Here is a 25,647-nt window from a genome sequence, read left to right as displayed (position 1 = left end):
GGGATGCTTTTTACCACATCTTGCCGCTGACCTGATGAGGAAAATCGCATCCCGTCTTGATTAACAGGCTATGCACTTATTACTTGAATTCACCAAATTCTAATTGTTTTAACAAAGCGATTACCCCTCATAATAACGCCGCCACTATTTTTATTAATTGACTGTCACATCAATCGTTAACGTTACTACATCATTTTTTGCTAACGCACCGACAGTCCATATCCCTGTATTCTTGTCATACGCACCCTTAAGTGTCGCATGAGCATTATACGTAACCCCTGCTGGCAACTGATCCGTTACCTCCACACCCGTCGCTGCTCCCGGCCCCTTGTTAGTCAAGGTAATGGTGTAACGCACGGTATCACCTGATACGACATTCGGCTTATCTGCTACTTTGGTGATTTCCAAATCGACATTCTGTGCGGCGACTGGCTGCAAAGTGTTAGTAACGGTAACGAGCTTTGGATTATTTTCTTCAATCGTCACCGTTTGCCCCGGTGCGTATTGCGCCGCGCTGTAGGTAAATCCTGTTGGAGCCGTTGGTGCTACCTCGGTCACAGTACATTGCGTGCCAACAGGAATTGCATCGGATTCGTAAGTTTCATTGTGTTTAACGAGGATGCCCGTCTTATCAAAATTATCGCCAGTACAATCCAGATTGAAACTGAATGATTGCGTATCCGTACCGCCTGTTACCACTTTTTTGATACGTAGAACCCCAGAAGGTGCGGAAACCCCCATCCACACCCGATAACCAATACTCACATAACGATTGCCTGCGGCTAAAGTATCGCGAAAATCATACTTTGATGCAGATACAGCCCCAAATGCCGCAGCACCACGTAAAATGGTCGTGGTGGGTGCACTAGGCTCTAGGGTGGTTTCATGCCGATTGCCCGCCGTATCACGCACTCCCCACGGGTTGCCAGTTTCTTGCCCCACTTGTGCATAGTGCTTAGTGCCACCATAACCCGGAATCAATGCGCCACCCGCATTACTGTTATGAATACCACTGGCATCAATTCCAGCCAATACTGGCGTACCATCTCCCTGTACGTTATTAGTGGGATAATCGTTATACGCTTGCTTTGCCTTATCCCAGAACATAGCCTTATATAACTCGTCTTCCAACGGCAAACGTGGCCCAGGATAGTTCGCATCAAAACTGGTAATGGTCGCGTTGCCAGAGGTCGTGTCACTGAAGGTAAAAGCCCCTTGGTTAATATTCCCGGTCGCCAACCAGTTCATGTAGCGAGCCACCATATTCAAAGACAACCAATCAATCGGTAATTTCGCCGCTTCTGCCGCTGACATCGCCATACCATCTTCGTTAAACGGTGTCACACTCCAAGTACCGCCACTGTGGGTGTACGCCGCAAAACAGAAGTCATTACCGCAACTTGCCCCAATCGGTCCAAACCCCATCGAATTACCCGGATCAACAGCATTCAGGAACGCCACCCAGTCGCCCACGGTAATTTGCGTCTGACTGACGCGGTACTTATACCCATCTCCTTATACACAAGTTCCCAAGCTGATGTAAGATAAGCAATTTTCACTCATGAACTGGTCATCTACCGAACTCACCGATCTTGATTTGGGAGACAAGCGTCTCGAAACACGAGCCGCCCATATCCTCAAAGCCATGCTGAAAGCCCCCCAGTCCAGCATCCCTAAGGCTTGCCAAAGTTGGTCAAGCACCTTGGCGACGTACCGTTTCTTCTGGAATGAAGCGGTGAGCCATGATGCTTTGATGGCATCCCACTTTGAAGCGACAGAGTGCCGAATTCGTCAACAAGATTCGCGGATTATCCTGTGTATTCAAGATACGACCGAACTGGACTTCAATGGACAAGAAACCGAGGGTTTAGGGCGGTTATCCTACGACAAGCAACGCGGGATGTACCTGCATCCGACCTTGTGTATTACCCCAGAACGTTTGCCGTTGGGCATCACCGATACGTGGATGTGGTCACGGGGATTGAGCAAAGCTGCCGACCAAGCCAACCCCAGCATCAAAGAAAGCCGCCGCTGGATTGAAGGGTATGAACGGGTAGCTGAACTGGCGGCACGCTGCCCTGAACACCGCCTCATCTATACTGGCGACCGTGAAAGCGACTTTTATGACTTACTCAAACGGGCGCAAGCCTTGGATTACCCGGCTGACCTGCTGATACGGGCGCAACATAACCGGGCTTTGGGGGATGACCTCAAACTGTGGGATGCCATTGATCAACAAAAAGCGTTGACTCGTATCACTTTTACCAAACCGCGCAAGCAGGGTGAAAAGCCCCGTAAAGTGGTACAAGAAATCAAGGTGTTACGTTATACCTTGCGTCCCAAGAGTAAGCATCCGATGCTATTGACCTTGGTGCAAGCCAAAGAAATCAACCCACCCGCCGGAAAATCGCCCCTCATTTGGCGTTTAGTCACCAACCGTTGTGTAGAGACCGCCGATGCCGCCTGTGAACTCATCGACTGGTATCGGGCGCGTTGGGAAATCGAGATGTTTTTTGATGTTCTGAAAGTCGGTTGTCGCGTCGAAAAACTGCAACTGGACACCAAAGAGCGCATCGAAAAAGCCCTCGCGCTCTACATCATGGTGGCCTGGCGGATTATGTTTCTGATGCGGTTGGGGCGTACCTGTCCAGAACTTCCTGCTGATCTGGTGTTTGACCCCTTGGAATGGAAAGTCTCCTTCCGACTCGGCAAAAAAGCACTACCCGATGGCATACCTACCCTCAATCAAGTGATCCGCAATCTCGCAGAACTGGGGGGCTTTCTGGGCAGAAAATCCGACGGCGAACCGGGGGCTAAAAGTATCTGGTTAGGCTACTCACGCGTGCTGGACTGCATTTATGGCATTCAGATGGCTAGTGAGTTGGGAATGGACTGATTTGTGTATAAGGAGATGACTTATACCCCACACCACCATAGTTACCTGCACGGTTATCATCAGGATTGCCTGCGTCATCAATCACCACAAAACTATCGGCAAATGACGGTTTTGGCACACCAGCAGGCAAGGTCATAGAATCAAGTGCATACGCGGACGAACTGCCCACAAACAGCATTGCCGCACATACACCGATAGCGAAGGATGAGCGTTGCAACGCCCGTGATTGGTTGGTCGTTTTCATTAGCAGCCCCTGTCTCATTAGATACTTTGTAAATTTTTATGCCGATTCTTATGTTTCATTAGAAAAATATATTGGCTATTAGTATGGTAGCATTTCACGCAAGACCACACCAACCGAAACCCGAAGAACGGTAATTCATCCTACAAACGTTGCAGAATGCGCCACTCGCGCGTTATCTTGCATCCCCATAACAACGACATTTTGAAAGAGGATGATGCCCCATGTTGCAAGCTATACGCACTTACGGGTTAATGGTTTTTATTGCTGCCTTACTGATTAGTTCCCTCCTCCAAGTATGGATGGGGAAACCTGTGGCTATTTTATTAGTCACCCTAGCTTTTGCCGTATTCGGTGCGGTGAACTATCAGCGTGCGTCCTGCACACAAGCCGATTGGCAGACAGTGCGTCGCCCCCCTGATTTGTGGCTCACGATCTTAGGTAAAGGGGTGTTCTGGGGCATTACGCTAACCTTGCTTATGCTGCAAGAACAAATCTGGCCTTGGCTGGGCTTTGTGTTCTTTTTTGTCTTCATCAGTTGGCGGATGGCGGCACTGCCACAAACACACATTGAAACGGGGCTGATTCCTGTCGGCGCGTTAGGTGTCATGGGCAGTGTTCTCGCCTTGGGACTGCCGCTTTCTACTGCGGTATACGTTGGCATCATGAGCTTGTTAGGCGCGATGGGTGCTTTATTCATTATGCCGTTACAAGCCCTTCTGACTTACCTCGCCACCCCGGAGCATCAAACCAAAGCCAGCCGCATTGACGTGCTGACCCAAACCCTGATCATGTTGCTGTTTACCAGTAGCTGCGCATTATTGCTGTGGTTAGGGCTAGACACGCCTGTGTTACTGACGGCGTTGAGTTTAGTCACCGTGATGGGCACGTTGTATACCATTTACCAAATGCCGCAATCGTTGCTGCGCTATGTGTTTAGTCGCCTATTTCATGCGCGTTACCGCTTGAAAGTGTTGGGGTTTGAACACTTGCCCGCATCCGGTGGGGTGTTATTGCTGGGTAATCACATCAGTTTCATCGACTGGGCTTTGGTGCAAATGGCAAGCCCGCGCCAGTTGCATTTCGTGATCGAAAAAGGCTATTACGAACGTTGGTATTTAAAAGGTTTTCTCAACTGGTTTGGTGTCATCCCGATCAGCAGCGGGGCGAGTGCGGATTCGCTGGAAAAAGTCACGGAAATGCTCAAAGCAGGCGAGGTGGTGTGTTTATTCCCGGAAGGCACGATTAGCCGCACAGGGCAGTTGTCCGAATTCAAGCGCGGTTATGAAAAAGCGGTGAAAGGCACGGGCGCGGTGATTGTGCCGTTTTACCTGCACGGTTTGTGGGGCAGCCGGTTTTCACGTTCCAGCGGCTTTTTGCGCGAAAATCGCCAGTCCGGTTTCAAGCGTGACATCGTGGTGTCGTTTGGCAAAGCCTTGCCGGAAACCATTCCCGCACACGAACTGAAGCAAAAGGTGTTTGATTTGTCGTTTGCATCGTGGGAAGCGTATTCGTGGGGAATCAATGGGGTCAGACTCTATTGATTTGTCAGAACCCGAACCAGTATGTTGGTATCGACCGCAATCAAAGTGTTGCCCCACGTTGACGGATAGCTTCATCCATTTGTTCCAAGGTCACTTTTTTCTTTACCTTGATGCTGCCGAAAGAGCCTTCAAGCGTACTAGCTACGGCTGCGATTTCCGGCTCTTCCAAAAACGCCAGCACGATGGCTTTTTCTTCTACCCCTTGATTGCTCAAAAACTCTCTTTGCCATAATCTTAGATATTACATAAGATGTCATATAAGATACCACTCAACAAGGAACATCATGCTTCGCTGTGTTTTGGATACAGATGTAATCATCGCTGCCATGCGTAGCCCAACGGGAGCTTCTGCGGCTATTTTGCAAATCGCAGCGGATACATCACAAGTCTGTTTACTAGCAAGCGTTCCCTTAGCACTGGAATATGAAGCGAAATGCCTGGAAACGCGCCATTGGACAGAAGCCCAATTGAGCAAGGAAGAAGCCAGCATTTTTGTCGATGCTGTGATCGCATTGGTCGAACCCGTCCACATGGACTTTTTGTGGCGACCACAATTACATGACCCTGCTGATGAAATGGTGTTAGAAACCGCTATCAATGGCAGGGCAGACATACTTGTTACCTTCAATCTGCGCGATTATGGCGATGCCCCCGCCCGTTTCGGTATCCAAGCCATGCGTCCCGCTGATGCCATTAGGAGAATTCGCATATGAAACAACAAACGGCAACTTACCCTCTGCGCCTACCCCGCTCTCTCAAAGAGGCGGTCAATGAAGCGGCAAACAATGACGGTGTGAGCATCAATCAATTTATCGCTATCGCCGTAGCAGAAAAACTGGCTGCAATGAAAACCGCCCGTTTTTTCACTGAACGTCAACAAAGAGCAGATATGGATGCGTTCAAGCGCATTCTGACTCGTCAAGGTGGACAAGATCCGTGTGAGGGGGATGAGTTGGTAGCTGGGTAATCAAACACAGTATTCAACCGAATGTTGCCGTGAGCAGAGCAAAATCCGGTGTAAGTTTCAATGACGTGCTTTACCGCTGCTCGGTGGTTTTCCGTATCCATTTGCTTGCCACCCTTAGTTGACTTTTTCAGCAGCAAGCGAGGGGCACGATTGACAACCTTGCGGCTGGATTGCTGCAACAAATGTTATCCCTGCCTCCGTCAGAGAAAATCATCGGGGTCAGTGGAACAACCATCCAGATCATATTCGTCAAACACCAACTCCGCCACGCTATACGGCGACCCAATAAGGTCACGCGGGTCATCACTGATGAAGGTTTCTTGCACCCGCTCCCCTGCCGCATCCGTCCACAGACGCACTGTTTCTCTTGGCTCTAGCGAAATCGCCACAATCACACGAGTGCCAACATCAGTACACCGCCACTTGCCGGATGCAGTGAAAAACTCCGTGCCAATTTCAAAATCTGAATGCTTCATGGCGTATTCCTCAAATCCGTTATGTACGCAAAGTATCGCATATTGCAAAACACTAGCCCCACTAGCCTCAACTTGCTATGTTGCGCCCATAAAATCAGGAGCAACCGCTATGCAACCATCGCCCATCACCGAAAAACCCCAACCACCCGCCCCCAACGAATGCTGCGAAAGCGGCTGTGACCCCTGCGTGTGGGACATTTACCGCACAGAATTACAGAAATGGGAACAAGCACAGCAAGACGCAAAAAACACCGATGCCGCCAAGCCAGCGCAAACATAAAAATGCTACGCCTTGCGCCACACCAGCAGCCGATTATTCACCGGCATAACGTAATCGTACTGAAACCTCATCCCCGCCTGTTCCGCCAACCGGTTCAGGTCGGCGAAATCCCGAATTCCACTACGCGGATCGCGCTGCTTCAACCACTGATCAAACCGCGCATTGCTAGCACTGGTGTATTGCCCGTCATAGTTGAACGGGCCATACAACACAAATAAGCCACCGACTGGCAACAACTTGCCAACACCGGCGAAAAACGCCTCTACTTCCGACCAACCCATAATGTGCACCGTGAGCGACTTGCAAAATCCGACAAACTGAGTTGCTCAATTTTCAGCATTGACCGAACGCCGCATATTCAGCCGATTTTTTACTCAATTTGACCAACGAAACCTGAGCTTTTTCAGTTTTACCGTAACTTTTGCTAAATTTCACCCATACCGATGCGACTGCTCCTGTTTTTCAGTCAGTCTTCCCGTGTTTTTTCAAACCCAGTCGCTTTATAACAAGACACGCATCAGTTGATCAGCACTCAACACCAAAATCCCAAACATCAAGTGGCTGTAAACTTTTTGCGCACCTTGCACCCACACATTCCGACCACCAAATTCATCCTTCAGGCGGGCATTGGTTCGTTCTACGGTGCTGCGAATTTTGTAACGCTCGGCATCAGCAGGTTCAAACGCTTCTTTCTGTCCGCCGCGAGGATTGTGATCAATCAGAGGGACATGCCCCAGATGACGGCTGTATTCGTGCAAATCAGCACTGCAATAGGCCGCATCCATCAGGTCGTAGAGACTGGTGACACGTTGGGCACTGATTTGAGAGAGTGGGATGGCTGCCCCGCTGTCGTGAAAGGAGGCGGAAGACAGAATGGCTGCTATCGGGACACCACAATCGGCGGTATCGATATGCAGTTTGTAGCCGTTCCAACTGTGCTTGTAGCCTTGGGCATTCTTCTTCGTCCCCCGGTTACACTGAACCGGTATCTCATCGAGTGCTTGCTGAAGTGACTGTTCCCGTTGGCGCTGAATCCGTGTTTGCCCTTGTTTTTTCTTTGGCTTTTCCTCGGCAACAGGCCGTTCACGTGCCTCAATGGCTGTTGAATCCCGACACAGGTGGCCGATCAGCGCATCGCCCAAATACGTTTTCACCAACGTTTCATGCACACGTTCCGCTAAACGCTGTTCAGCAAATTCAGCGAAGGCACGTGAAAAGGTGGATTCGGAAGGCAGTTTCTTGGTCAGGGGAAACCCGCAGATGCGTCGCAGGGAGCGATCGTTTTGCAGCCGGTCAATGAGTGCTCGCGTATTGACAATATTGAGCACGCTTTTGGCGACAAAAGCATTGGCAAACCAAGATCGCTCCGTCGCTGGCCGTCCAGACCCATCACGAAAAGAGCGCACAAAATCTTCAATGCGCGTCAGCTCCAGTACGTGAATGAGCTTTTCAAGCTTGGGGGTCAATGTGCCAAAGGCATCATTGAAGCAAGGCAGTATTTCAATTTGCAGCAAACTCCAGCGTTGTGCAATCAGGGCGCGTTCGGTAGAATTCATAGCGTGGGCTTAATGGTTGTTTTGACGCTTCTATTATCGCCGAAAACGGCAGCCCACACTTCTTTTTTCCTTCAGATGAAGGAAGGTTCACGCTGAAAATGTAATTTTGCAAGTGGCTCCCGTGTTAGCAGAATACACCGCATCCACCGCCAACTCAGGCCACACATCGCTTACCACATCCAAAGCCAGCGGCGCACGCGTATTCGGCAAACCTGCCTCATCCAACCACAATTGAATCCCCGCATGATGTGCCGCCACATCGCTGGTGTGCCACACCAACTGCGGCATTGCTGCGGCGAAATGCACCGCGTGCTGTCCCGTGCCGCTACCGATTTCCAGTACTGCACGGCAATCCCGCAACAACGGCGCAAGTACTGCCAAAATCGGCGCTTTATTTTCTTCACACGCTTCGGAAAACGGTTTACTTAACATCAATTAACATCCTTCACTAAATGGCACGCCACTTGTCTGCCCATCACCTCTCGGCATACGGGTACGTGCGTCCGGCATACCGGCTGCACCTGTGGACAGCGTGTATGAAACACACAGCCTGCTGGTGGATTTAAGGGCGAAGGCAACTCCCCTGCCCCAACCACTATGTTTGCCAGACGCGCCCGTTCCTGTTGCGGATCAAACAGTGGGATCGCTGCCAACAACATGCGCGTGTAAGGGTGCAGCGGCTCCGCATACAAACTCGCCGTATCCGCGATTTCCATGATTCTGCCCAAATACAACACCAACACACGGTTACTGAGTGACTTCACCACACTCAAATCATGCGAAATAAACAGCAGCGTCAAGTCGTGATCGCGCTGCAAATCCGCCAGCAATTTCACAATCTGCCCCTGAATTGACACATCCAACGCACTCACCGGCTCATCGCACACGATCAGTTGCGGTTCTACACTTAACGCTCGTGCAATACCAATACGTTGGCATTGCCCGCCGGAAAATTCGTGTGGGTAACGACTGCCCATTTCCGCCGCCAAGCCCACAGCTTGCAGCAAGTCAACAGCACGCTGGCGAATCGCTGCCTTACCCAACTCCGGGCGCAAGGCGAGGAGCGGTTCTTGCAGAATATCACTCACCGTCATGCGCGGATTCAGCGCATCCAGCGGGTCTTGAAAAATGCATTGCACAGCGCGGCGATAGGCTTTCATCGCTGCCCTATCGTGCGGATTCAGTGCTTTACCTTGCCATTCGACCGTGCCTTGTGTGGGTGTCACCAATTGCAAAATAGTGCGGGCAAGCGTGGATTTTCCGCAGCCGGATTCACCGACAATCCCCACCGTTTCACCCGCTTGCACAGTAAATGACACGTCGCTGAGTGCCTGCAAATGTTGACCGGTTTTAAGACGGAAACTCACGCTGAGGTTGTGCACTGCCAGTTGTGGCGCGGTCATTCAGTCAGCCATCCAGATCAGGGAGGCCATGCGCCCGGTTTGCCCGTCGCGACGGTAGGAGAAAAAGCGTTCAGCATCCGTGTACGTGCAAAGGTCGCCGCCGAAAATGGCGTGAACTCCGACTGCATTCAAACGTTGTCGCGCCAGCAGGTAGATGTCTGCCAACCACTTACCCGTGTTATCGGAAGGCTGGAAAGCGTTGGCGGCAGCGGGGTCATGCTGCATGAAAGCCTCGCGGACTTCCTCGCCCACTTCAAACGCCGTCGGCCCAATCGCAGGCCCTAGCCATGCCAACACATCGGCGGGCGGGCATTGCAAGGATTCGACGGTGCGTTCCAATACACCGGCTTCCAGCCCACGCCATCCGGCATGGGCAGCGGCTACCCGCGTCCCTGCTTTGTCGCAGAACAGCACGGGTAAGCAATCGGCGGTCATAATGACGCACACTTGCCCCTTGCCGAACGCGCTGGAGGCATCGCCGGTTGGGTAGCATTCACCCACATCCATACCGCATACGTCGACACCGTGGACTTGCTTGAGCCACAAGGGTTCGGAGGGCAGTTGCAGGGTATCGCCGACAATCATGCGGTTGCGGGCAACGGCGTAGGGGTTATCGCCGACGTGATCGCCGAGGTTGAGGCTGTCAAATGGTGCTTCGCTGACTCCGCCGTGTCGGGTCGTGCAAACAGCACGGATATTGGCAGGTGCAGGCCAAGCGGGGGTAAGCCACCCTTCGGCTTCGCTCAGGGTACGGTTAGGATTCGGGGTCATGTGTTGTTATGCAGCTCCACTAAAATCTTGATGTGCTCAAGAATAGCAAACATTACGAGAAAAGATGCCATCTAGTATTGAGCCAGCACCGGGTGGATGACAAGTACAATTCACTTGAGGCCGCCCGTCAGGTTGGCTAGACTCAGCGCACTTAACTAACGGATCAGCGAGCACAGCGTGAAACAGCCTATTGTCATTATCGGTATTGGTGAAATTGGAACAATCTTCGCCCGTGGCTGCTTGCGCCTAGGGCATCCGATTTATCCGATTACCCGTGATATGGATATGCAAACGGAAGCACAGTCTATTCCCGATCCTGCCCTAGTCATTGTTGCAGTAGGCGAAGCTGACCTACACTCTACCCTCACACAACTACCCTCTGTTTGGAAATCGCGCTTAGCGTTGATTCAAAACGAGCTTTTGCCATCTGATTGGCAACGCCATGGTTTAAATGATCCCAGCATCATCTCGGTATGGTTTGAAAAAAAACGCGGGCAAGACGTCAAAATAGTGGTTCCTTCGCCATTATATGGCGCAAATGCCGCATTATTGGCCGCCAGTCTAAATACGCTGGATATTCCTCATTATCTGGTGCATGATCACTACCAATTATTATTCGAGTTGGTACGCAAAAACTATTATATTCTCGTCAGCAACATAGCGGGGCTAAAGGTTGGCGGAACAGTAGGCGCACTTTGGGCACAACATCCTGAATTAGTTCAAGCAATAGCACACGATGTACACGCCTTGCAGCAACACCTGACAGGCAAAACATTGGATCATGCGGAACTGTTGCAAGCCATGCTGGTCGCATTTGCAGGCGACCCTGAACATCAATGCATGGGGCGCAGCGCTCCTGCACGCTTGCAACGTGCTTTACAGATGGCTGATGCAGCCGGGCTTGCTGTACCCACTTTGCGGGATATTGCCACCAGTCGATCGGAAACGGATACAGGTTTTTAATGAAATCGCACAACAACAAACGCAGTTCTCTTTTCTCCAGCAGTGTACTGGCTTGTTCACTGTGGTTATTGAGCACAACAGCAGGCTTAAATGCGGAAGAATCCACCCGTATTAATTTGCAAGACACTGAAATTCGTCAACTGATTGACATCGTAGCCAAGACAACGGGGAAGAATTTCATTGTCGATCAGCAAGTACGCGGTAAAGTCACCTTCATCTCCGGTCAAGGGCTGGACAAAGATGGCCTATACGAAGCGTTCCTCTCCGTTTTGCAAGTACATGGCTTTGAAGCGGTAGAATCCGGTGACCTCATTAAAATTGTTCCTGCGGGTAAAGCCCGTTCTAATGTCGCCCCCTTGGTCACGAATGCGAATGAAAGTGATGCCGATGAAACCATTACGCAAGTGGTAAACCTTGAATACATCCCTGTCACCACCGCCATTCAAACCCTCATGCCATTGAGCGGTCAGGGTGAAACCAGCATCCTGCCTAACCAAGCCAGCAACTCACTGGTCATCAAAGGCAAAGCACAAAATGTGGCTCGCCTGCTCGACGTCATCGCCAATGTCGACAAACCGAATAATGAAGATTTTGAGCTAGTTCCCCTTGACTATGCCGTGGCTTCGCAAGTCGCCAGCACCTTACAAGGCTTGATGTCCAGTGGCGCAGGCGCGGCGGGGGGCGGTGTTATCCCCGCTTCAGGCAAGGTTTCAGCCGATGAACGTACCAATAGCGTACTGATTTCCGGCGACAAGCAAACCCGGGAGCGCCTGAAAAAGGCAATTATCCGCCTAGATGTCAAACGTGCTATTGAAGGTGACACCAAAGTAATCCAACTGCGTTACGCCAAGGCTGAAGATGTTGTTAACGTGCTTAATGGCGTTGCCCCCAACCTTCAACAATACAGCGCAACAGGTTATTACGATTATAATGCAGCCAGTGCGGCTGGTGTTGCACCTGATGGCTCCACTATGCCAGCCAGCAGCAGTTCAAGCTCTGCTGGTGTAAAAGTCTTAGCTGATAAAAGCAGCAACTCCATTATTATCAGTGGCCCACCAACCTTACAGAAAAACATGATCGCCGTCATTGAGCAACTGGATCGCCGTCGGGCGCAAGTGTTGGTCGAAGCGGTCATCGCCGAAGTTTCCACCGACCTTTCCAACCAGATTGGCGCAGCACTACTCTCCAATGGCGCAGCCAATGGCGGCAATGGTGCTGTCGGTTACAGTAACTTTGGTGGCTTAGGTACACTATCCGGCTTGATTGGAGCAGTACAGACCAACACCATTCCCAATATCCCTAACGGTTTATTACTCGGTGGTGGTAATAACAGCTTTGGCGCGATTGTCGAAGCACTGAAAGGCGACGCTGCCACCAATATCCTCTCCACCCCGACCTTGGTGACGATGGATAACGAGGAAGCCGAAATCACCGTAGGTCAGGAAGTACCCTTCATTACGGGCAAATCCACCAATGCAGCGAATGACGCCACCAACCCGTTCACTACCATTGAACGTAAAGATGTCGGTTTGAAATTCAAAATTACCCCGCAAATTAATCGGGGGGAAACCGTCAATTTAAAAATTGAGCAGGAAACCTCCAACGTTGCCTCCAGCAGCTCAGGTGCATCTGACTTGATTACCAACAAACGCCGCATTACCACCAATGTCATGGTGGAAGACGGGCAAATTCTGGTACTGGGCGGCTTGATCGAAGACAACTACCGCGATTCCGAAAGCAAAGTTCCCATTCTGGGCGATATTCCCATTCTTGGTGGCGCATTCCGCAATAACACCACCAATAAAACCAAAAACAACCTGATGGTGTTTATTCATCCCATCATTATGCCGGATGCTAAATCCGCTGATGCCTATACCCGCATGAAATACCAAACCATGCAGCAACAGCAGCAACGTAGCCAAGTCTTGCAACGTAACCGTCTGTCTGAAGGTGCGTCGACTCTGCCTCCTGATATGAATAAGGTAATCAACGGTACCGCAGACAGCCTGCACAACCCACCACCACGCCCCGTCACACCGCTTAAACCCGTGACGCAAGGCAGTTGCAACAAATCCGATCCTTTCTGTAACGGCACGTTATGAACGCGAAAGCTGCACTAGACACGGTAGAAAACGCAGATAAGGTGGAATTAAACCTGCCCTACAGCTTTGCTAAACGCCACGGCATCTTGCTACAAACCAATGGCACGCATCCGCAGGTGTTATGCCGCGTGGGTGTAACCCCACTCGCCTTGGCAGAAGTACAACGCCTCTGCCATACCGACTTGACATTTCAGTCGGTGGATAATGAAACATTCGATCGTTTATTAGCAGCGCACTATGACCGCAGCCAAGTAGGCGCATCCATGATGCAGGACATCGGTGATGATGCCGACTTACAGGACATTGCCGGTTCGTTGCCAGAACCTGAAGACTTGCTGGAATCGGAGGATGACGCGCCAATTATCCGCTTAATCAACGCACTATTGACCCAAGCAGTCAAAGAAGGCGCATCCGACATTCACATCGAAACCTTTGAAACCCGCATGTCAGTACGGATGCGCGTTGACGGTATTTTACGTGAAATCATTGAACCACCGCGCAAGCTTGCCCCCGTGATCATTTCCCGTATCAAAGTCATGGCACGGCTGGATATTGCCGAAAAACGCTTGCCACAAGACGGGCGGATTTCCTTGCGTGTCGCGGGTCGTGGCGTGGATGTGCGGGTTTCCACCCTACCCTCAGGGCATACCGAACGGGTCGTGTTACGTTTATTGGATAAGCAAGCGGGGCGTTTGAACCTGTCGCATTTGGGCATGGATCCGAAGATTTACGACCGACTGCAAACCCTGATCGAAAAGCCGCACGGCATTATTCTCGTCACCGGCCCCACGGGTTCAGGTAAAACCACCACGCTATACGCCGGGCTTACCCACTTAAACGACCAGCGCCGCAATATCCTCACCGTCGAAGACCCTATCGAATATTACATTGATGGTATCGGGCAAACCCAAGTTAATAGCAAAGTCGATATGACGTTTGCGCGGGGCTTACGGGCTATTTTGCGCCAAGACCCGGATGTGGTCATGGTTGGGGAAATCCGCGACCTCGAAACCGCTGAAATTGCCGTGCAAGCCAGTCTGACCGGGCATTTGGTCTTTTCCACCTTACACACCAACACTGCGGTGGGTGCTGTTACCCGCTTACAAGACATGGGAGTGGAGCCTTATCTCCTCGCCTCCAGCTTACTTGGCGTCGTGGCACAACGCCTAGTGCGGGTATTGTGTCCCGAATGCAAACACCCCACCCCAGCCGATGACGGTGAAATGCAAATTCTACGGGCAGACCCACACACTGCACGCCCAATTCTCTACAAACCCGTCGGCTGCCCGGCTTGTAACCATCGCGGTTTTGTCGGGCGCTTGGGGATTTACGAACTAGTCCCGCTTGATGACGGCTTACGCCAAATGATTCACGACCGCAAAAGCGAAATGCAACTCGAAGCCTACGCCCGCCAGCACAGCCCTAGCATCCGTGAAGACGGTATCCGGTTGGTATTGGAAGGTCGCACGTCATTGGATGAAGTGTTGCGCGTTACCCGTGAGGATGCTCAGTAGTGCCTGCGTTTGAATACCTCGCCCTCAATGCCGCCGGTAAAGAAGAACGCGGTATTATGGAAGCGGATACCCCGCGTCAAGTACGGCAATTGTTGCGCAATGGCGATTTGATTCCGCTGGAAATTAATGAAGTCGCCCAAAAACAAAAAAAATCTGAAAGCCGTTCGCTATTCGGTGGCGGGCGCTTAAACCCGGCTGACCTAGCACTCATGACACGCCAATTAGCTACCTTAATTCGCGCGGGTTCGCCGATTGAAGAAGCTTTGGGTGCGGTAGTACGCCAAACGGAACGCAATTCCTCACGCCGCATTTTTTCCGCGATCCGCTCACGGGTCATGGAAGGTCACACCTTGGCTGGCTCACTGGGGCAGTTTCCTGGCGCATTTCCTGTCTTGTATCGCGCCACCGTGGGTGCGGGAGAACAGTCGGGACATTTATCCGAAGTGTTAGAGCGACTGGCGGACTACACCGAAAATCGTCAACATAACCAGCAGAAAGTCACCACTGCCCTCGCTTACCCCATGATTTTATTGCTGGTAGCGATTGGGGTGATCTCAGCATTATTACGCTTCGTGGTTCCCAAAGTAGTGGAGGCATTTGCCACACTCGACATTGCGCTGCCGCTATTAACGCGGATGTTGATTGCCGCCAGCGAATTCTTGCAAAACCATGGCCTAACCTTGTTAATTGGCATTACTCTTGTCATCGCTGGGATTGCATGGCTATTGCAACGTCCACAGTGGAAAAGCCGTTACCACCGTTTGTTACTGCGCTTGCCAGTAATCGGGCGTATTACCCGCGGGGTAAATACCGAAAACTTTGCCCGCACCTTCAGCATTCTCAACAGCAGCGGTGTAACGGTGCTGGATGCCATGAAAATTTCCGCCGAAGTTGTAATCAATATTCCCATGCGCCAATCCGTGCTGGAAGCAGCCGAAAAAGTGCGTGAAGGGATGCCCATCCACAAAGCCTTGGAACGTTCCGGCTATTTTCCGCCGATGATGGTTTACCTGATTGCCAGTGGTGAAGGTAGCGGCAAACTCGATGAAATGCTGGAGCGTGCTGCCATCCAGCAAGAACGCGAAGTACAAACCAAAATTGCCACCATGCTCAGTTTACTCGAACCCGGCCTGATTCTCGTTATGGGTGGTATCGTGACTTTAATTGTCCTCTCGATCATGCTACCAGTCATGGGCGGCATGTCACAAATCATGCGCTAATTTTTATTATATTTTTTGATTAATCATTTCGTCAGCTAAATAGCCGCGATTATAGGTCGTGGCGTTGAGGCGTGTCTGTCTCAGTCGCATAGTATCCACAAGCAAGCAATAGTTCTTTCTATTCAATATTAAAAATAACGACCAGTGGGAATTGCAGTGCCCCCCAGTACGGTCTTTGTGGAGCAAACATCATGCCAGATACCAGCCTAGCATTCCGGGCAACAGCGACCACGTTTTTGCGTGATAAAGCATACCTTTCACCAAGCGATGATGTTGCCACAACCAAACCGTTATACGTGTATGCACCTCAGCATGATGTAGAAGCGATCAGCGATGTCTTACAACGCAATCAAATACCCCATGTCATGAACCATTACGGCATTCGTGACTACCGTAACAAAACATTATGCTTTTGTGGGCTGGCTGCACTCAGCGACTTACAATTGAGCTTTTTAGTGAATGCTGCCACGGCTGGCGCACAAGTCGAAGCCTTGTTAGATCACTTGGATAAGCGTCTTAACTTTGTTGAAGTTGATTTACTAAACGCTGATTATTTACTGGATAACAGCAAACGGCAAAACACCTCAAACCACTACCCACTGCTGAAACGTTGGATGGATATTGGCGTATCACTGCTACTCTTAGCACTAACCTTACCCATTTGGCTAGTCACAGCACTCGCCATCAAATTGGAATCATCCGGCCCGGTATTTTTCCAGCAACGCCGTACAGGTTTGTTCAACCAAGAGTTCGACATCCTCAAATTCCGCTCCATGTGTGAAGATGCGGAAAAAGACGGTGCACGCTGGGCCTCCAAACATGACAGCCGCATTACCCGGGTGGGGAAGTTCATCCGCAAAACCCGTATTGACGAGTTACCGCAACTCATTAACGTACTGAAGGGAGAAATGTCCATCGTGGGGCCGCGCCCAGAACGTGAAGTGTTTATTCGTGACTTGGAAAAACAGATCCCCTTCTACCGTTTCCGCCATACCGTCAAACCCGGTGTCACCGGTTTAGCGCAAGTGCGCTATACCTATGGTGCATCGGTGGAAGATGCCATGCATAAACACCGTTATGACATTTACTACATCAAACACCAAAATCTGTGGATGGATGCGCGAATTCTGCTGGATACCGTGCGTATTGTACTGACAGGTCAGGGGGTGTAAACGCTAGGCGGCAATCAGCACTAGCCTTTTGCCGCCTGACTCCCGTAAAATCATCGCCCCCAAGTAGAGTAAAGACCCCAACACGTGCGCCTGAGCAAAATCCGTATTGCTGGATTCAAAAGTTTCGTTGACCCCGTAACACTGGATTTACGTAGCAACCTCACGGGTATTCTCGGCCCCAACGGCTGTGGCAAGTCCAATACCATTGATGCGGTACGTTGGGTGATGGGTGAATCATCCGCCAAACACCTGCGCGGCGCGTCCATGGAAGACGTGATTTTCAACGGCTCATCCTCCCGCAAACCGGTGGGTTTAGCCTCAGTAGAATTGGTATTTGACAACAGTGATGGCACTCTCGGCGGTGAATATGCCCAATACGCTGAAATTTCTATTAAACGCCAAGTCAGCCGTGACGGTGATTCCAAATACTTTCTTAACAGCACCAAATGCCGCCGCCGCGACATTACCGATATTTTTCTCGGCACCGGTTTAGGGCCTCGCAGCTACGCCATCATCGAGCAAGGCATGATTTCGCGCCTGATCGAAGCCAAACCCGAAGAGTTGCGCAATACCCTCGAAGAAGCTGCCGGTATTTCCCGCTACAAAGAACGCCGCCGCGAAACCGAAACCCGCATCGCCCATACCCGCGAAAACTTGGAACGCCTCTCTGACTTACGCGACGAATTAGAAAAACAACTCGAACGTCTCGATAAACAAGCCAAAGCCGCACAACGTTTCCGCGAATTACGTGACCAAGAACGCCAACTCGAAGCCAGCGTGTTACTCCTGCAATGGCAAAGCCTTAAAGCCGATAGCGAACAACGCTTGCATGACTTGAGTCAACGCTCCACTGAATACCAAGCGCACCTCGCGCAAATGCACCATCTCGATGCTACCGTTACTGAGTTACGTGAACACTATACCGATGCCAACGAAACCCTCAATGCGGTACAAGGCGAGTATTACCAAGCAGGAGCAACCATTGCGCGTATTGAACAAAGCATCCAACACCAACATGATATTCAACGCCGTCAACAAGACGCTTTGCGCACTGCCGAACACGGCATCGAAGAAACACTACGCCATGCAACGGAAGACCGTGCCAAACTCACCGCTTGCGAACAAGCTCTCGCCAATCTGATACCGCAAGAAGTTGAGTTAAGCGCACAACTCTCCCTAACGGAAGAGCACCTCGCCGAAGCCGAAGACCAACTCAACGACTGGCAAGAACACTGGCACACCCTCCAGCAGCGCATCGCCGACCCCACACGCCAAGCGCAAGTCGAAAAAGCTCGCATGGAACAACTAGAACGCCAACTGAGCCAAACCAACCAGCGCCTTGAACGCTTACACCAAGAAGCCAGCAATCTTGCCCCCGACCGTTTTGTCGAGGATTTACACCTACTCGAAGCCCAGCGTGAGGCTACGGCTGAAGCACTTGCATTTGCCGAAGAACAACTTGCCAGTATTACCCTGAGTCTCAGTCAGCAACAGCAAGAACAACGCGAAGTACAGAGCCAGCTTGACAGGCAACGCTCTCGCCACCAAGCATTGCAGGGGCGCTTAGCCTCTTTGGAAACCTTGCAACAATCAGGACTCGACAAAACCAACAAGGCACGTCAACAGTGGTTACAAGACAAAGGCTTAGCCAAAGCCCCACGCATTGCTGAGATACTCAAAATCAAACATGGCTGGGAAACTGCCTTTGAAACCGTGCTCAGTCATGACCTTGATGCCATTTGCATCGACGAATTGTGGATGATAGAGCAAGACGACGCATCAAAAGTCGGGCTGACACTCTTGGAAACGGCATCCCATACACTTGCACCTTCGCCGCAATCACCGGTATACCTTGCCAGTAAACTCCACGCCCCCGAAGCGGCCCGGACGCTGATTGCCGGTATCCGTTGTGCCGAAAGCTTGCGGGAAGCCTTATCAAAACGCCACGGCCTTGCCTCTGGCGAAACCATTGTTACCCGCGACGGTTTCTGGCTTGGTTCCAACTGGCTACGTAGCCACCGCCAACAAGATGCCCACAGTGGTATTTTGCAACGCCAGCAAGAAATTGACACCTTGCATGAGCAACTCACCCAACTGGAAACCGAACTCAGCACTTGGCAAACCCGTGCCGAAGCATCACGCACCAACATTGGTGCACTAGAACATCAACGTGAACAAACACAAACCGATGTCAACCACTTGCACCGCAGCGAATCCGAGCAGCGCAACCGCGTACACACCCTGCAACAACGCATTGAACAACTGAGTAGCCGCCGTCAGCAAATTGATGCCGAGCGCACAGAACTCAGCGCCCAACAGCAGCAACAAGAAGCCGAACACGAACGCGCGACTGAGCAACGCAATGCCGCTTTAGCACTGCTAGAAACCTTACAAACTGAACGTGACCACCTTGCAAACACCCGCGAAGACCTGCAACACACCGTCAGCCATGCCCGTCGCACCCAACGTGACCAACAAACGGCTATTCAAGACCTACGCTTGCACATTGAAACCAATCGCACCCAACGCGACAATAGCCAGCAGCAACTCGAACGCATCAGTAGTCGCCTTGAATTGCTGGAACAACAACGCGATGCCTTATTAGAACAACTGCATTTACAAGACGACCCCGTTGCAGAGTTGGAAACCGAACGTGAAATCGCCCTCACCCAACGCGCTGAAGTCGAGTACCGCCTGACTCAAGCCCGCCAGCGTTTACAAACCGTAGAAGCCGATATTCGCCAACAGGATGGCGCACGTTTACAAGCAGAACGGCTTGCCGAAGCCTCCCGCACTGCCTTAGAACAACGTAAACTGGAATGGCAAAGCATTCAGGTGCGCGAACAAACCATTGCGGAACAATTTGCCAAAACGGAGTTTGATGCGACTACCCTTCAAGCTGAACTCCCCAGAGATGCCACACCGGCAAGTTTCCTGCAATCACTGGAAACCATCCAACGCAGCATCCAACGTCTCGGCGCGATCAACCTTGCGGCGATTGACGAATTCCGCGAGCAACAAGAACGCAAACACTACTTAGATCAACAAAATGCTGATTTAGTCGCCGCGTTAGAGACATTGGAAACCGCTATCCGTAAAATCGACCGCGAAACACGTACCCGTTTCAAGGAAACCTTTGATAAAGTAAACAGCCGTTTGAGTGAAATGTTTCCGCGTTTATTTGGTGGCGGTGAATGCTATCTGGAAATGACGGGGGATGATTTACTAACAACCGGAGTTGCTATCATGGCACGTCCGCCTGGTAAACGAATTTCGACCATTTACCTGATGTCAGGTGGTGAAAAAGCCTTAACTGCCGTAGCCTTAGTTTTTGCGATTTTCGAGCTGAATCCAGCACCATTTTGTATGTTAGATGAAGTGGATGCACCCTTGGATGAAGCCAACGTCGGGCGATTCTGTGAACTGGTACGGCATATGTCTGAACAGGTACAATTCATCTTTATCACTCACAATAAAACCACCATGGAACTTGCCGAAAATCTTATCGGTGTTACCATGCGTGAATCGGGTGTCTCGCGGCTAGTAACGGTTGACATGGCAGAAGCCATCAAACTGGCAAATAGTTAACGATGGAAACAAGCAAGGATTAAAGGATTTTAAATGGAACTGGTTAGTCTGATTATCATGGTATTGGGTCTGGCGGCATTAGTGGGTATTTACGTGATTAGTCGCATATCCCGTCGCCACTCACCCACTAAGCGGGATGAAAATATTCCGATGCTACGTGATGCTGATGGTAACGAACTTTCCAGTGTCGCTGATGACGTTCCTGCGCGGGATGGTAAGCGTCCAGCAGCGAATGCACGTGATATGTCTGATGTAATGATGTCAAGTGTGTCTGGAACCTATAAAGAAACACAAGCTGTGCCCACCACTGTCAATGCCGTGATGCTTCCGCCTCAACTGGTATTGTTCATTGCTGCGGATATTGAATCAGGGTTTGGGGGTGAAGAAGTCTTAAAGGCTTTAGATGATGCCGGGCTAACCTTGGGCGAAATGGACATTTTCCATCGGTTTATTCTAACGGAGCAAGGTGAAACCAGTTTGTTCAGCGTCGCTAATGGCGTTAAACCATGGACATTAATACCAGAAGAACTCGTGACACAAACCACCCCCGGCCTGTCGATGATCCTCAATTTGCCTAGCCCTATTGACGATAACGAAGCAATTAATGATTTCTTGCGGACAGCAGAACGTCTCACCGATAGGTTAAATGGTGTCTTGAAAGATCACAATCAACAACCTATCACCTCAGAAACACGCTCTGATCTCTTAGCTTTAGCGGCATAAACCTTTAGTCATGTAGAGACGCAACATCTTGCGTCTCTACATTTGACCTTTATTACCGGTTGGTACGGGCTATGACGCCGCTTTCTTTTCGGCTTTTTTGGCTTGTTTCGCGGCTTTCTTTTCAGCTTTTTCTACGGCTTTTTGCTCAGCCTTGAGTTGTTTTTCACGTTTTTTCTCCGCTTTCTTTGCGGCTTTCTTTTCAGCTTTTTTTGCTACCTTCTGCGCTTTTTTAAGCTTTTTAGCACGTTTGGCTTGTTTTTTTAGTTCTTTCTTAGACAGTTCGGATTCAGGGGCTGTTTCTACTGTCTCAACGTCCATCTCTACAATGGCTTCCGGCACGTCTACTATTTCCACCTCTGCTTCAACTTCAGGGTTTGGGGGGGTGATTGCTGGAGCGGCAAGAACTTCTTGAGCATTCGCAATAATGAGTGGAGCAGTATGTTCACCAATGCCCGGCAATACTGTCAGCGCTTCAACCGGCATAGCGGCAAGTTGTTCGACAGTGCTTATGCCGTGTTCAGCTAAACGTTTGACGGTAGCAGGGCCTACGTATTTAATGGCAGTGACTTCTAGTTCCATTGTTAAATGTCCTTATGATCTTGTTACTTGGATAAATGTTTTGTCACAAAATCTTAACATTAGCCATTCCCTGAAATGATGACAAAATAGCTTTAATTTTGGCCAATTTAACAAAATTGTCATAATCGACGCCATAAATCACCGCCAGAGGTTTCTTGCCCAGTCAGCAAATAATGTAAAACATTTTCGTTTTGTGTAGCCCATTGCAAGTCTTGACTCGTTGAATAAGCAGCACACATCAATAAACGATCACTCACTTCTAAGCGCATATCCATTGCGGGCAATACAAATACCGTTTCCTGACGCTTGAGCAGCAAGGGAATCGCAGGTAACTGCCGGGTACGCTCACGTGGGTCACGCAGCACATCCAGCAAGATGACGTCATTCATCAAACAGCTTTTATACAGCGCAGGAGTGCGAGCTTTGTTGAGCTTGATTTCCCACAAATACGGTACTTCATCGGTTGTGATACCCAGAACTCGACTGACCAACAGATTAGCCCAATCATCATCGTGAATCTTGATTGCTTCCAGAAAATCACTGATGAGAGGCGTGCGCAAGAGTGCAAAAATCTTGTGCGCAATCACGTCTCCCCGCTTCATCAGCAAATTAAACGCCGCTTTTTCAAAAACAAGATCATTATCACGCTGATTTTGCCGTGCAACGATGAAAATATCGCGTTTTAACTCGCGTGCCGTCATGAGGATAGACAAATTATTGGCATCATCATGTGTACCGGCAACAATACCAACGGCTTTCTGTAAACCAGCCGCTTGCAAGGTAAGTGCATCAGTACCTGACCCCACAATGGTATGTTCAGGTGCCTCTGTATTGAGGGGGTCAGATTCGATCACTTGTGTAGGAATACCCGCCTCTTGCAAACGACGATAGAGAGCTTTGCCAAAACGTCCGTACCCTGCAATCAGCCATAAACCACGCTCAGGAAACAGCGGTTCATGCAAAGGTTCGTGAGGTATTCCAGTCAGCCATGTAAACAGCGTGTACATGCCAGGGGAATGAATGGCGAGTGCTAAACGTCCTGCAAACGTTTCAAACGGGTTAATGACCTCGTTTTTGCCAAAGGAACGGATATTGGCTTCCACTTCAGCCGATTCAGCACGCGCTAACACCCGCAAATTAGGGTTGAGCAAATACGCGCTCAATGCCACCATCAGATTAGTCTGATCAGTATCGGTCAATGCAATCACACCAACACAATAGTTATTGGTAATCCCCGCCATTTCCAACACGGCAGGTTTAGCTGCATCACCTAATAAACCTAGGGGACGGCGGATATAATCGTTGAGTTCTAATGCATTGATACGACTTTCATCCTTATCGATGACCACCGCTTTGATGCCTTCATCAGCCAGTGCCTTAACCAAAATACCCCCTGTATCACCGTAACCACAGACCAGATAAAACGGGGTACGCAAGCGTTTCACACTACGCTGAAAAGTATACTCACTGCGCAACTTACGAAAGGCGGGATCTTGCAACACTGCCAGTAATGAACCAATGCTATATAACCAACCAATAACCGTTAGGTGTACGACAAACATCATCCATAAGCGCTGTGCTTCGGTGAAAGCATAAGGGATTTCCCCAAAACCAATGGTGGTGGCCGTATAACTAACCAAATACATCGCGTGAAAAAACGACATATGCCATGTTTGCCCCGTTGCATCCTGCCCCGGAATCAAGGTAAAACCCAACACCGAGATGGCATACATCAGGATGAGTACAATCAACGGGGTGCGTAATCGCCTTAACAGTACATAGAAAATATCAGGCACAAGCTACCCCGCGTATTAGCGCCGCACCGTCATGGTTTCAGCCACCAGCAAAATGACGGAAATAATATTGGCCAACAATGCACCGCCGGAGAATGAGACGATAGCGACAGCCGCACCCGTATCCACCCCTGCGGCACTGATGTGGGCAGCATATCCCCAGATCAGTGCCGCCATGATTAACTGTAAGTCTGCTACCAAACTGGTAGCAAGAAAAATAGCGCCCAAGTGCGTTCGATCACCAAACTTCAATACAGTAGCGATTAGACTAACAACCAGAGCAGCGAATAATTCATACACATTATGATGCTCAATATTGTCAATATCGCCGATAAAAAAACCAAAGTTGAGTGTTAGTGCTAACACGATAAAAAAGCCGAAAACCACTTTCTCTGAGTTCATAACAATCCCTGAACAAAATCAATCTCAAGCATAGACGATAGCACTACTGGCTTGCCAGCCAAGTTTTCAATATACCAGTCCGTGCCATAAAATAGTTTTTTTGATCAGGGAAATATGGTTAGATGACTGGTAACAAAAGCAGCCATGAGTAATGTATGACATTAAAAATCACTTTCACTGAGGATGAGATAGCGGAGCTGTTCTACTGGAAGGAGCGCCATCCTCATCCCAGAGTCCGTAAGAAAATGTCCGTGCTGTACCTGAAATCCCAACAGTTGACGCATAAGGAAATCAAACGATTGGAAAGGATTACAGAAGCCACGCTGCTTGCCTACCTAAACGCCTACCTACAACCTAACGGTTTAGAAGCTCTTAAAGAAATACGATTCAATAAACCACAGAGTGATTTGATGGCATATAAAGACAAGATTGAAGCCTATTTTCGTGAATATCCCCCCGCAACCAGCAAGGCGGCAGCCGCTAAGATTGAGGAGCTGACAGGCATCAAACGCAGTGAGGACAGGGTACGTGTCTTTATGAAGAAAATAGGGATGGACATCCATAAAGTGGGGATGATACCCGCCAAAGCTGATGTGGAAGCACAAGAAAAGTTCCTGGAAAATGAACTAAAACCGCGCATTCAGGAGGCTAAGGAGGGCAAACGCGCCCTTTTTTTGTCGATGCCGCCCACTTCGTGTTAGCACCGTTTCTGGGGTTTTTGTGGTCATTTTCCCGCGTATTCATCAAAGCCCCCTGTGGTCGACAACGCTACAACGTATTGGGCGCACTCAATGCGATAACGCTACAACTCATCACGATCACTAACGACTCCTATATCAACGCTAACAGCGTGTGTGAATTATTGGAAAAAATTGCAGCGTTAGCACTCAAAATACCGATCACTTTGGTCTTGGATAATGCCAAGTATCAACGCTGTGAAGCCGTGTTTGCCTGTGCGAAAAGGCTCAATATTGAACTATTATTTTTACCGACCTATTCACCCAACCTCAATCTGATTGAACGGTTGTGGAAGTTCGTCAAGAAAAAATGCTTGTACTCGAAATACTATGATAAGTTTCCCGCTTTCAAGGCGGCCATCACCAACTGTCTCGACAAGCTGGATACCGATCACAAGAAAGAACTGACCCAGTTGATGACAACAAATTTTCAAACCTTTAAAAATGTTCAGGTCTTGACGCTGTAAGGTATAGCAGGCATAGAACCACAACAACAATGACTCTCACCATGCACCTCATACGTGACATTAATGAATAATTAAAATAATGTGATTCACATCACAGCGATTAATTAAATTAATTATTATAATTGGATAAGTAATTTCTTGTGGCTACATCTGTAACCATGTTCATGGGCATACGCCAGTTCCTAGCTTGGGATACCTTTCATAGCATAGGGGCGTTAAGCCGCTTTGCCATTGCCTCATCTATTTCGCTGGC

Annotated in this window: 24 protein-coding genes and 1 pseudogene; 13 read left to right on the top strand and 12 right to left on the bottom strand. The window is 49.9% G+C overall.

Going from position 1 to position 25,647, the window contains the following annotated elements:
- Window positions 1–153 precede the first annotated feature (153 nt).
- A complete protein-coding gene (locus tag QJT81_08165) occupies window positions 154–1,473 on the bottom strand; it encodes a DUF5979 domain-containing protein (protein WGZ95942.1) in 1,320 nt (439 codons plus the stop codon).
- A gap of 88 nt (window positions 1,474–1,561) precedes the next feature.
- Here QJT81_08165 and QJT81_08160 point away from each other — a divergent pair, with 88 nt between their 5' ends.
- Complete coding sequence (locus tag QJT81_08160; protein WGZ95941.1) at window positions 1,562–2,896, top strand: IS4 family transposase; 1,335 nt, start codon at window positions 1,562–1,564, stop codon at window positions 2,894–2,896.
- Here the strand turns inward: QJT81_08160 and QJT81_08155 are convergent.
- Complete coding sequence (locus QJT81_08155; GenBank protein ID WGZ95940.1) at window positions 2,874–3,140, bottom strand: hypothetical protein; 267 nt, start codon at window positions 3,138–3,140, stop codon at window positions 2,874–2,876. The genes QJT81_08160 and QJT81_08155 overlap by 23 nt on opposite strands.
- 221 nt (window positions 3,141–3,361) lie before the next feature.
- Here QJT81_08155 and QJT81_08150 point away from each other — a divergent pair, with 221 nt between their 5' ends.
- On the top strand, window positions 3,362–4,681 hold the full coding sequence (locus QJT81_08150) for a 1-acyl-sn-glycerol-3-phosphate acyltransferase (protein ID WGZ95939.1): 1,320 nt from the start codon (window positions 3,362–3,364) through the stop codon (window positions 4,679–4,681).
- A gap of 40 nt (window positions 4,682–4,721) precedes the next feature.
- On the opposite strand, the gene QJT81_08145 is transcribed toward QJT81_08150, so the two are convergent.
- A complete protein-coding gene (locus tag QJT81_08145; GenBank protein WGZ95938.1) occupies window positions 4,722–4,895 on the bottom strand; it encodes a hypothetical protein in 174 nt (57 codons plus the stop codon).
- A gap of 85 nt (window positions 4,896–4,980) precedes the next feature.
- On the opposite strand from QJT81_08145, the gene QJT81_08140 reads away from it, so the two are divergent.
- Entirely contained in the window at window positions 4,981–5,394 is a 414-nt protein-coding gene (locus QJT81_08140; protein WGZ95937.1) for a putative toxin-antitoxin system toxin component, PIN family, read from the top strand.
- Window positions 5,391–5,648 (top strand): toxin-antitoxin system HicB family antitoxin, encoded by a 258-nt coding sequence (locus QJT81_08135; protein WGZ95936.1) that lies wholly within the window; start codon window positions 5,391–5,393, stop codon window positions 5,646–5,648. Before QJT81_08140 ends, QJT81_08135 begins: the two co-directional genes overlap by 4 nt.
- A 200-nt stretch (window positions 5,649–5,848) precedes the next feature.
- Here QJT81_08135 and QJT81_08130 read toward each other — a convergent pair whose 3' ends face one another.
- Entirely contained in the window at window positions 5,849–6,124 is a 276-nt protein-coding gene (locus QJT81_08130; protein ID WGZ95935.1) for a hypothetical protein, read from the bottom strand.
- Window positions 6,125–6,233: 109 nt separating this feature from the next.
- Here QJT81_08130 and QJT81_08125 point away from each other — a divergent pair, with 109 nt between their 5' ends.
- The gene (locus tag QJT81_08125; GenBank protein WGZ95934.1) at window positions 6,234–6,404 is read left to right on the top strand and encodes an oxidoreductase-like domain-containing protein; all 171 of its coding nucleotides are present in this window, start codon (window positions 6,234–6,236) and stop codon (window positions 6,402–6,404) included.
- 5 nt (window positions 6,405–6,409) lie between these two features.
- On the opposite strand, the gene QJT81_08120 is transcribed toward QJT81_08125, so the two are convergent.
- The 5 genes from QJT81_08120 to pgeF all read right to left on the bottom strand — a co-directional run bounded on the left by QJT81_08120 (window position 6,410) and on the right by pgeF (window position 10,134).
- Entirely contained in the window at window positions 6,410–6,685 is a 276-nt protein-coding gene (locus tag QJT81_08120; protein ID WGZ95933.1) for a DUF938 domain-containing protein, read from the bottom strand.
- Between the two features lie 219 nt (window positions 6,686–6,904).
- Window positions 6,905–7,960 carry a transposase gene (locus QJT81_08115; protein WGZ95932.1) on the bottom strand — a complete coding sequence of 352 codons (1,056 nt, stop codon included), beginning with the start codon at window positions 7,958–7,960 and terminating at the stop codon, window positions 6,905–6,907.
- A gap of 87 nt (window positions 7,961–8,047) precedes the next feature.
- On the bottom strand, window positions 8,048–8,392 hold the full coding sequence (locus tag QJT81_08110) for a DUF938 domain-containing protein (GenBank protein ID WGZ95931.1): 345 nt from the start codon (window positions 8,390–8,392) through the stop codon (window positions 8,048–8,050).
- Window positions 8,392–9,363 carry an ATP-binding cassette domain-containing protein gene (locus tag QJT81_08105; protein WGZ95930.1) on the bottom strand — a complete coding sequence of 324 codons (972 nt, stop codon included), beginning with the start codon at window positions 9,361–9,363 and terminating at the stop codon, window positions 8,392–8,394. Before QJT81_08105 ends, QJT81_08110 begins: the two co-directional genes overlap by 1 nt.
- Window positions 9,364–10,134, bottom strand: coding sequence for a peptidoglycan editing factor PgeF (gene pgeF, locus QJT81_08100; protein WGZ95929.1), 771 nt, complete (start codon window positions 10,132–10,134; stop codon window positions 9,364–9,366).
- A 177-nt stretch (window positions 10,135–10,311) separates the two neighbouring features.
- Between pgeF and QJT81_08095 the strand changes: the two genes are divergently transcribed.
- The 7 genes from QJT81_08095 (at window position 10,312) to QJT81_08065 (ending at window position 21,416) form a co-directional block, all read left to right on the top strand.
- The gene (locus QJT81_08095; GenBank protein ID WGZ95928.1) at window positions 10,312–11,097 is read left to right on the top strand and encodes a hypothetical protein; all 786 of its coding nucleotides are present in this window, start codon (window positions 10,312–10,314) and stop codon (window positions 11,095–11,097) included.
- Window positions 11,097–13,199, top strand: coding sequence for a type II secretion system secretin GspD (gene gspD / locus QJT81_08090; protein WGZ95927.1), 2,103 nt, complete (start codon window positions 11,097–11,099; stop codon window positions 13,197–13,199). The genes QJT81_08095 and gspD overlap by 1 nt, the downstream gene beginning before the upstream one ends.
- Entirely contained in the window at window positions 13,196–14,713 is a 1,518-nt protein-coding gene (gspE, locus tag QJT81_08085) for a type II secretion system ATPase GspE (GenBank protein ID WGZ95926.1), read from the top strand. Before gspD ends, gspE begins: the two co-directional genes overlap by 4 nt.
- Window positions 14,713–15,933: a type II secretion system inner membrane protein GspF gene (gene gspF, locus QJT81_08080; GenBank protein ID WGZ95925.1), complete on the top strand. Its 1,221-nt coding sequence runs from the start codon at window positions 14,713–14,715 to the stop codon at window positions 15,931–15,933. Before gspE ends, gspF begins: the two co-directional genes overlap by 1 nt.
- Window positions 15,934–16,124: 191 nt before the next feature.
- Window positions 16,125–17,105: an exopolysaccharide biosynthesis polyprenyl glycosylphosphotransferase gene (locus QJT81_08075; GenBank protein ID WGZ95924.1), complete on the top strand. Its 981-nt coding sequence runs from the start codon at window positions 16,125–16,127 to the stop codon at window positions 17,103–17,105.
- 84 nt (window positions 17,106–17,189) lie between these two features.
- On the top strand, window positions 17,190–20,693 hold the full coding sequence (gene smc / locus QJT81_08070) for a chromosome segregation protein SMC (protein ID WGZ95923.1): 3,504 nt from the start codon (window positions 17,190–17,192) through the stop codon (window positions 20,691–20,693).
- A 33-nt stretch (window positions 20,694–20,726) separates the two neighbouring features.
- A complete protein-coding gene (locus tag QJT81_08065; protein ID WGZ95922.1) occupies window positions 20,727–21,416 on the top strand; it encodes a cell division protein ZipA C-terminal FtsZ-binding domain-containing protein in 690 nt (229 codons plus the stop codon).
- Between the two features lie 69 nt (window positions 21,417–21,485).
- On the opposite strand, the gene QJT81_08060 is transcribed toward QJT81_08065, so the two are convergent.
- The 3 genes from QJT81_08060 to QJT81_08050 all read right to left on the bottom strand — a co-directional run bounded on the left by QJT81_08060 (window position 21,486) and on the right by QJT81_08050 (window position 24,190).
- Window positions 21,486–21,995 (bottom strand): helix-hairpin-helix domain-containing protein, encoded by a 510-nt coding sequence (locus tag QJT81_08060; protein WGZ95921.1) that lies wholly within the window; start codon window positions 21,993–21,995, stop codon window positions 21,486–21,488.
- A gap of 119 nt (window positions 21,996–22,114) precedes the next feature.
- Complete coding sequence (locus QJT81_08055) at window positions 22,115–23,791, bottom strand: NAD-binding protein (GenBank protein ID WGZ95920.1); 1,677 nt, start codon at window positions 23,789–23,791, stop codon at window positions 22,115–22,117.
- A gap of 15 nt (window positions 23,792–23,806) precedes the next feature.
- Window positions 23,807–24,190: a DUF6394 family protein gene (locus tag QJT81_08050; GenBank protein WGZ95919.1), complete on the bottom strand. Its 384-nt coding sequence runs from the start codon at window positions 24,188–24,190 to the stop codon at window positions 23,807–23,809.
- Window positions 24,191–24,345: 155 nt separating this feature from the next.
- Between QJT81_08050 and QJT81_08045 the strand changes: the two are divergent.
- Window positions 24,346–25,394, top strand: a pseudogene (locus tag QJT81_08045) (IS630 family transposase).
- The last annotated feature ends 253 nt before the right edge of the window (window positions 25,395–25,647 follow it).

This window comes from Candidatus Thiothrix putei (assembly GCA_029972225.1).
Taxonomy (GTDB): domain Bacteria; phylum Pseudomonadota; class Gammaproteobacteria; order Thiotrichales; family Thiotrichaceae; genus Thiothrix; species Thiothrix putei.
Note: the sequence above shows the minus strand (reverse complement) of the source record. Positions and strands in the feature narration are given on the sequence as shown.

Excerpts from the sequence above, each read along its gene's own strand:
- QJT81_08060 (WGZ95921.1), bottom strand. The coding sequence starts at position 21,995 with ATGGAACTAGAAGTCACTGCCATTAAATACGTAGGCCCTGCTACCGTC.
- QJT81_08150 (WGZ95939.1), top strand. The coding sequence starts at position 3,362 with ATGTTGCAAGCTATACGCACTTACGGGTTAATGGTTTTTATTGCTGCC.
- pgeF (WGZ95929.1), bottom strand. The coding sequence starts at position 10,134 with ATGACCCCGAATCCTAACCGTACCCTGAGCGAAGCCGAAGGGTGGCTT.
- QJT81_08120 (WGZ95933.1), bottom strand. The coding sequence starts at position 6,685 with ATGGGTTGGTCGGAAGTAGAGGCGTTTTTCGCCGGTGTTGGCAAGTTG.
- QJT81_08075 (WGZ95924.1), top strand. The coding sequence starts at position 16,125 with ATGCCAGATACCAGCCTAGCATTCCGGGCAACAGCGACCACGTTTTTG.
- QJT81_08135 (WGZ95936.1), top strand. The coding sequence starts at position 5,391 with ATGAAACAACAAACGGCAACTTACCCTCTGCGCCTACCCCGCTCTCTC.
- QJT81_08160 (WGZ95941.1), top strand. The coding sequence starts at position 1,562 with ATGAACTGGTCATCTACCGAACTCACCGATCTTGATTTGGGAGACAAG.
- QJT81_08130 (WGZ95935.1), bottom strand. The coding sequence starts at position 6,124 with ATGAAGCATTCAGATTTTGAAATTGGCACGGAGTTTTTCACTGCATCC.
- QJT81_08105 (WGZ95930.1), bottom strand. The coding sequence starts at position 9,363 with ATGACCGCGCCACAACTGGCAGTGCACAACCTCAGCGTGAGTTTCCGT.
- QJT81_08155 (WGZ95940.1), bottom strand. The coding sequence starts at position 3,140 with ATGAAAACGACCAACCAATCACGGGCGTTGCAACGCTCATCCTTCGCT.
- gspD (WGZ95927.1), top strand. The coding sequence starts at position 11,097 with ATGAAATCGCACAACAACAAACGCAGTTCTCTTTTCTCCAGCAGTGTA.
- QJT81_08125 (WGZ95934.1), top strand. The coding sequence starts at position 6,234 with ATGCAACCATCGCCCATCACCGAAAAACCCCAACCACCCGCCCCCAAC.
- QJT81_08110 (WGZ95931.1), bottom strand. The coding sequence starts at position 8,392 with ATGTTAAGTAAACCGTTTTCCGAAGCGTGTGAAGAAAATAAAGCGCCG.
- QJT81_08115 (WGZ95932.1), bottom strand. The coding sequence starts at position 7,960 with ATGAATTCTACCGAACGCGCCCTGATTGCACAACGCTGGAGTTTGCTG.
- QJT81_08065 (WGZ95922.1), top strand. The coding sequence starts at position 20,727 with ATGGAACTGGTTAGTCTGATTATCATGGTATTGGGTCTGGCGGCATTA.
- gspE (WGZ95926.1), top strand. The coding sequence starts at position 13,196 with ATGAACGCGAAAGCTGCACTAGACACGGTAGAAAACGCAGATAAGGTG.
- QJT81_08050 (WGZ95919.1), bottom strand. The coding sequence starts at position 24,190 with ATGAACTCAGAGAAAGTGGTTTTCGGCTTTTTTATCGTGTTAGCACTA.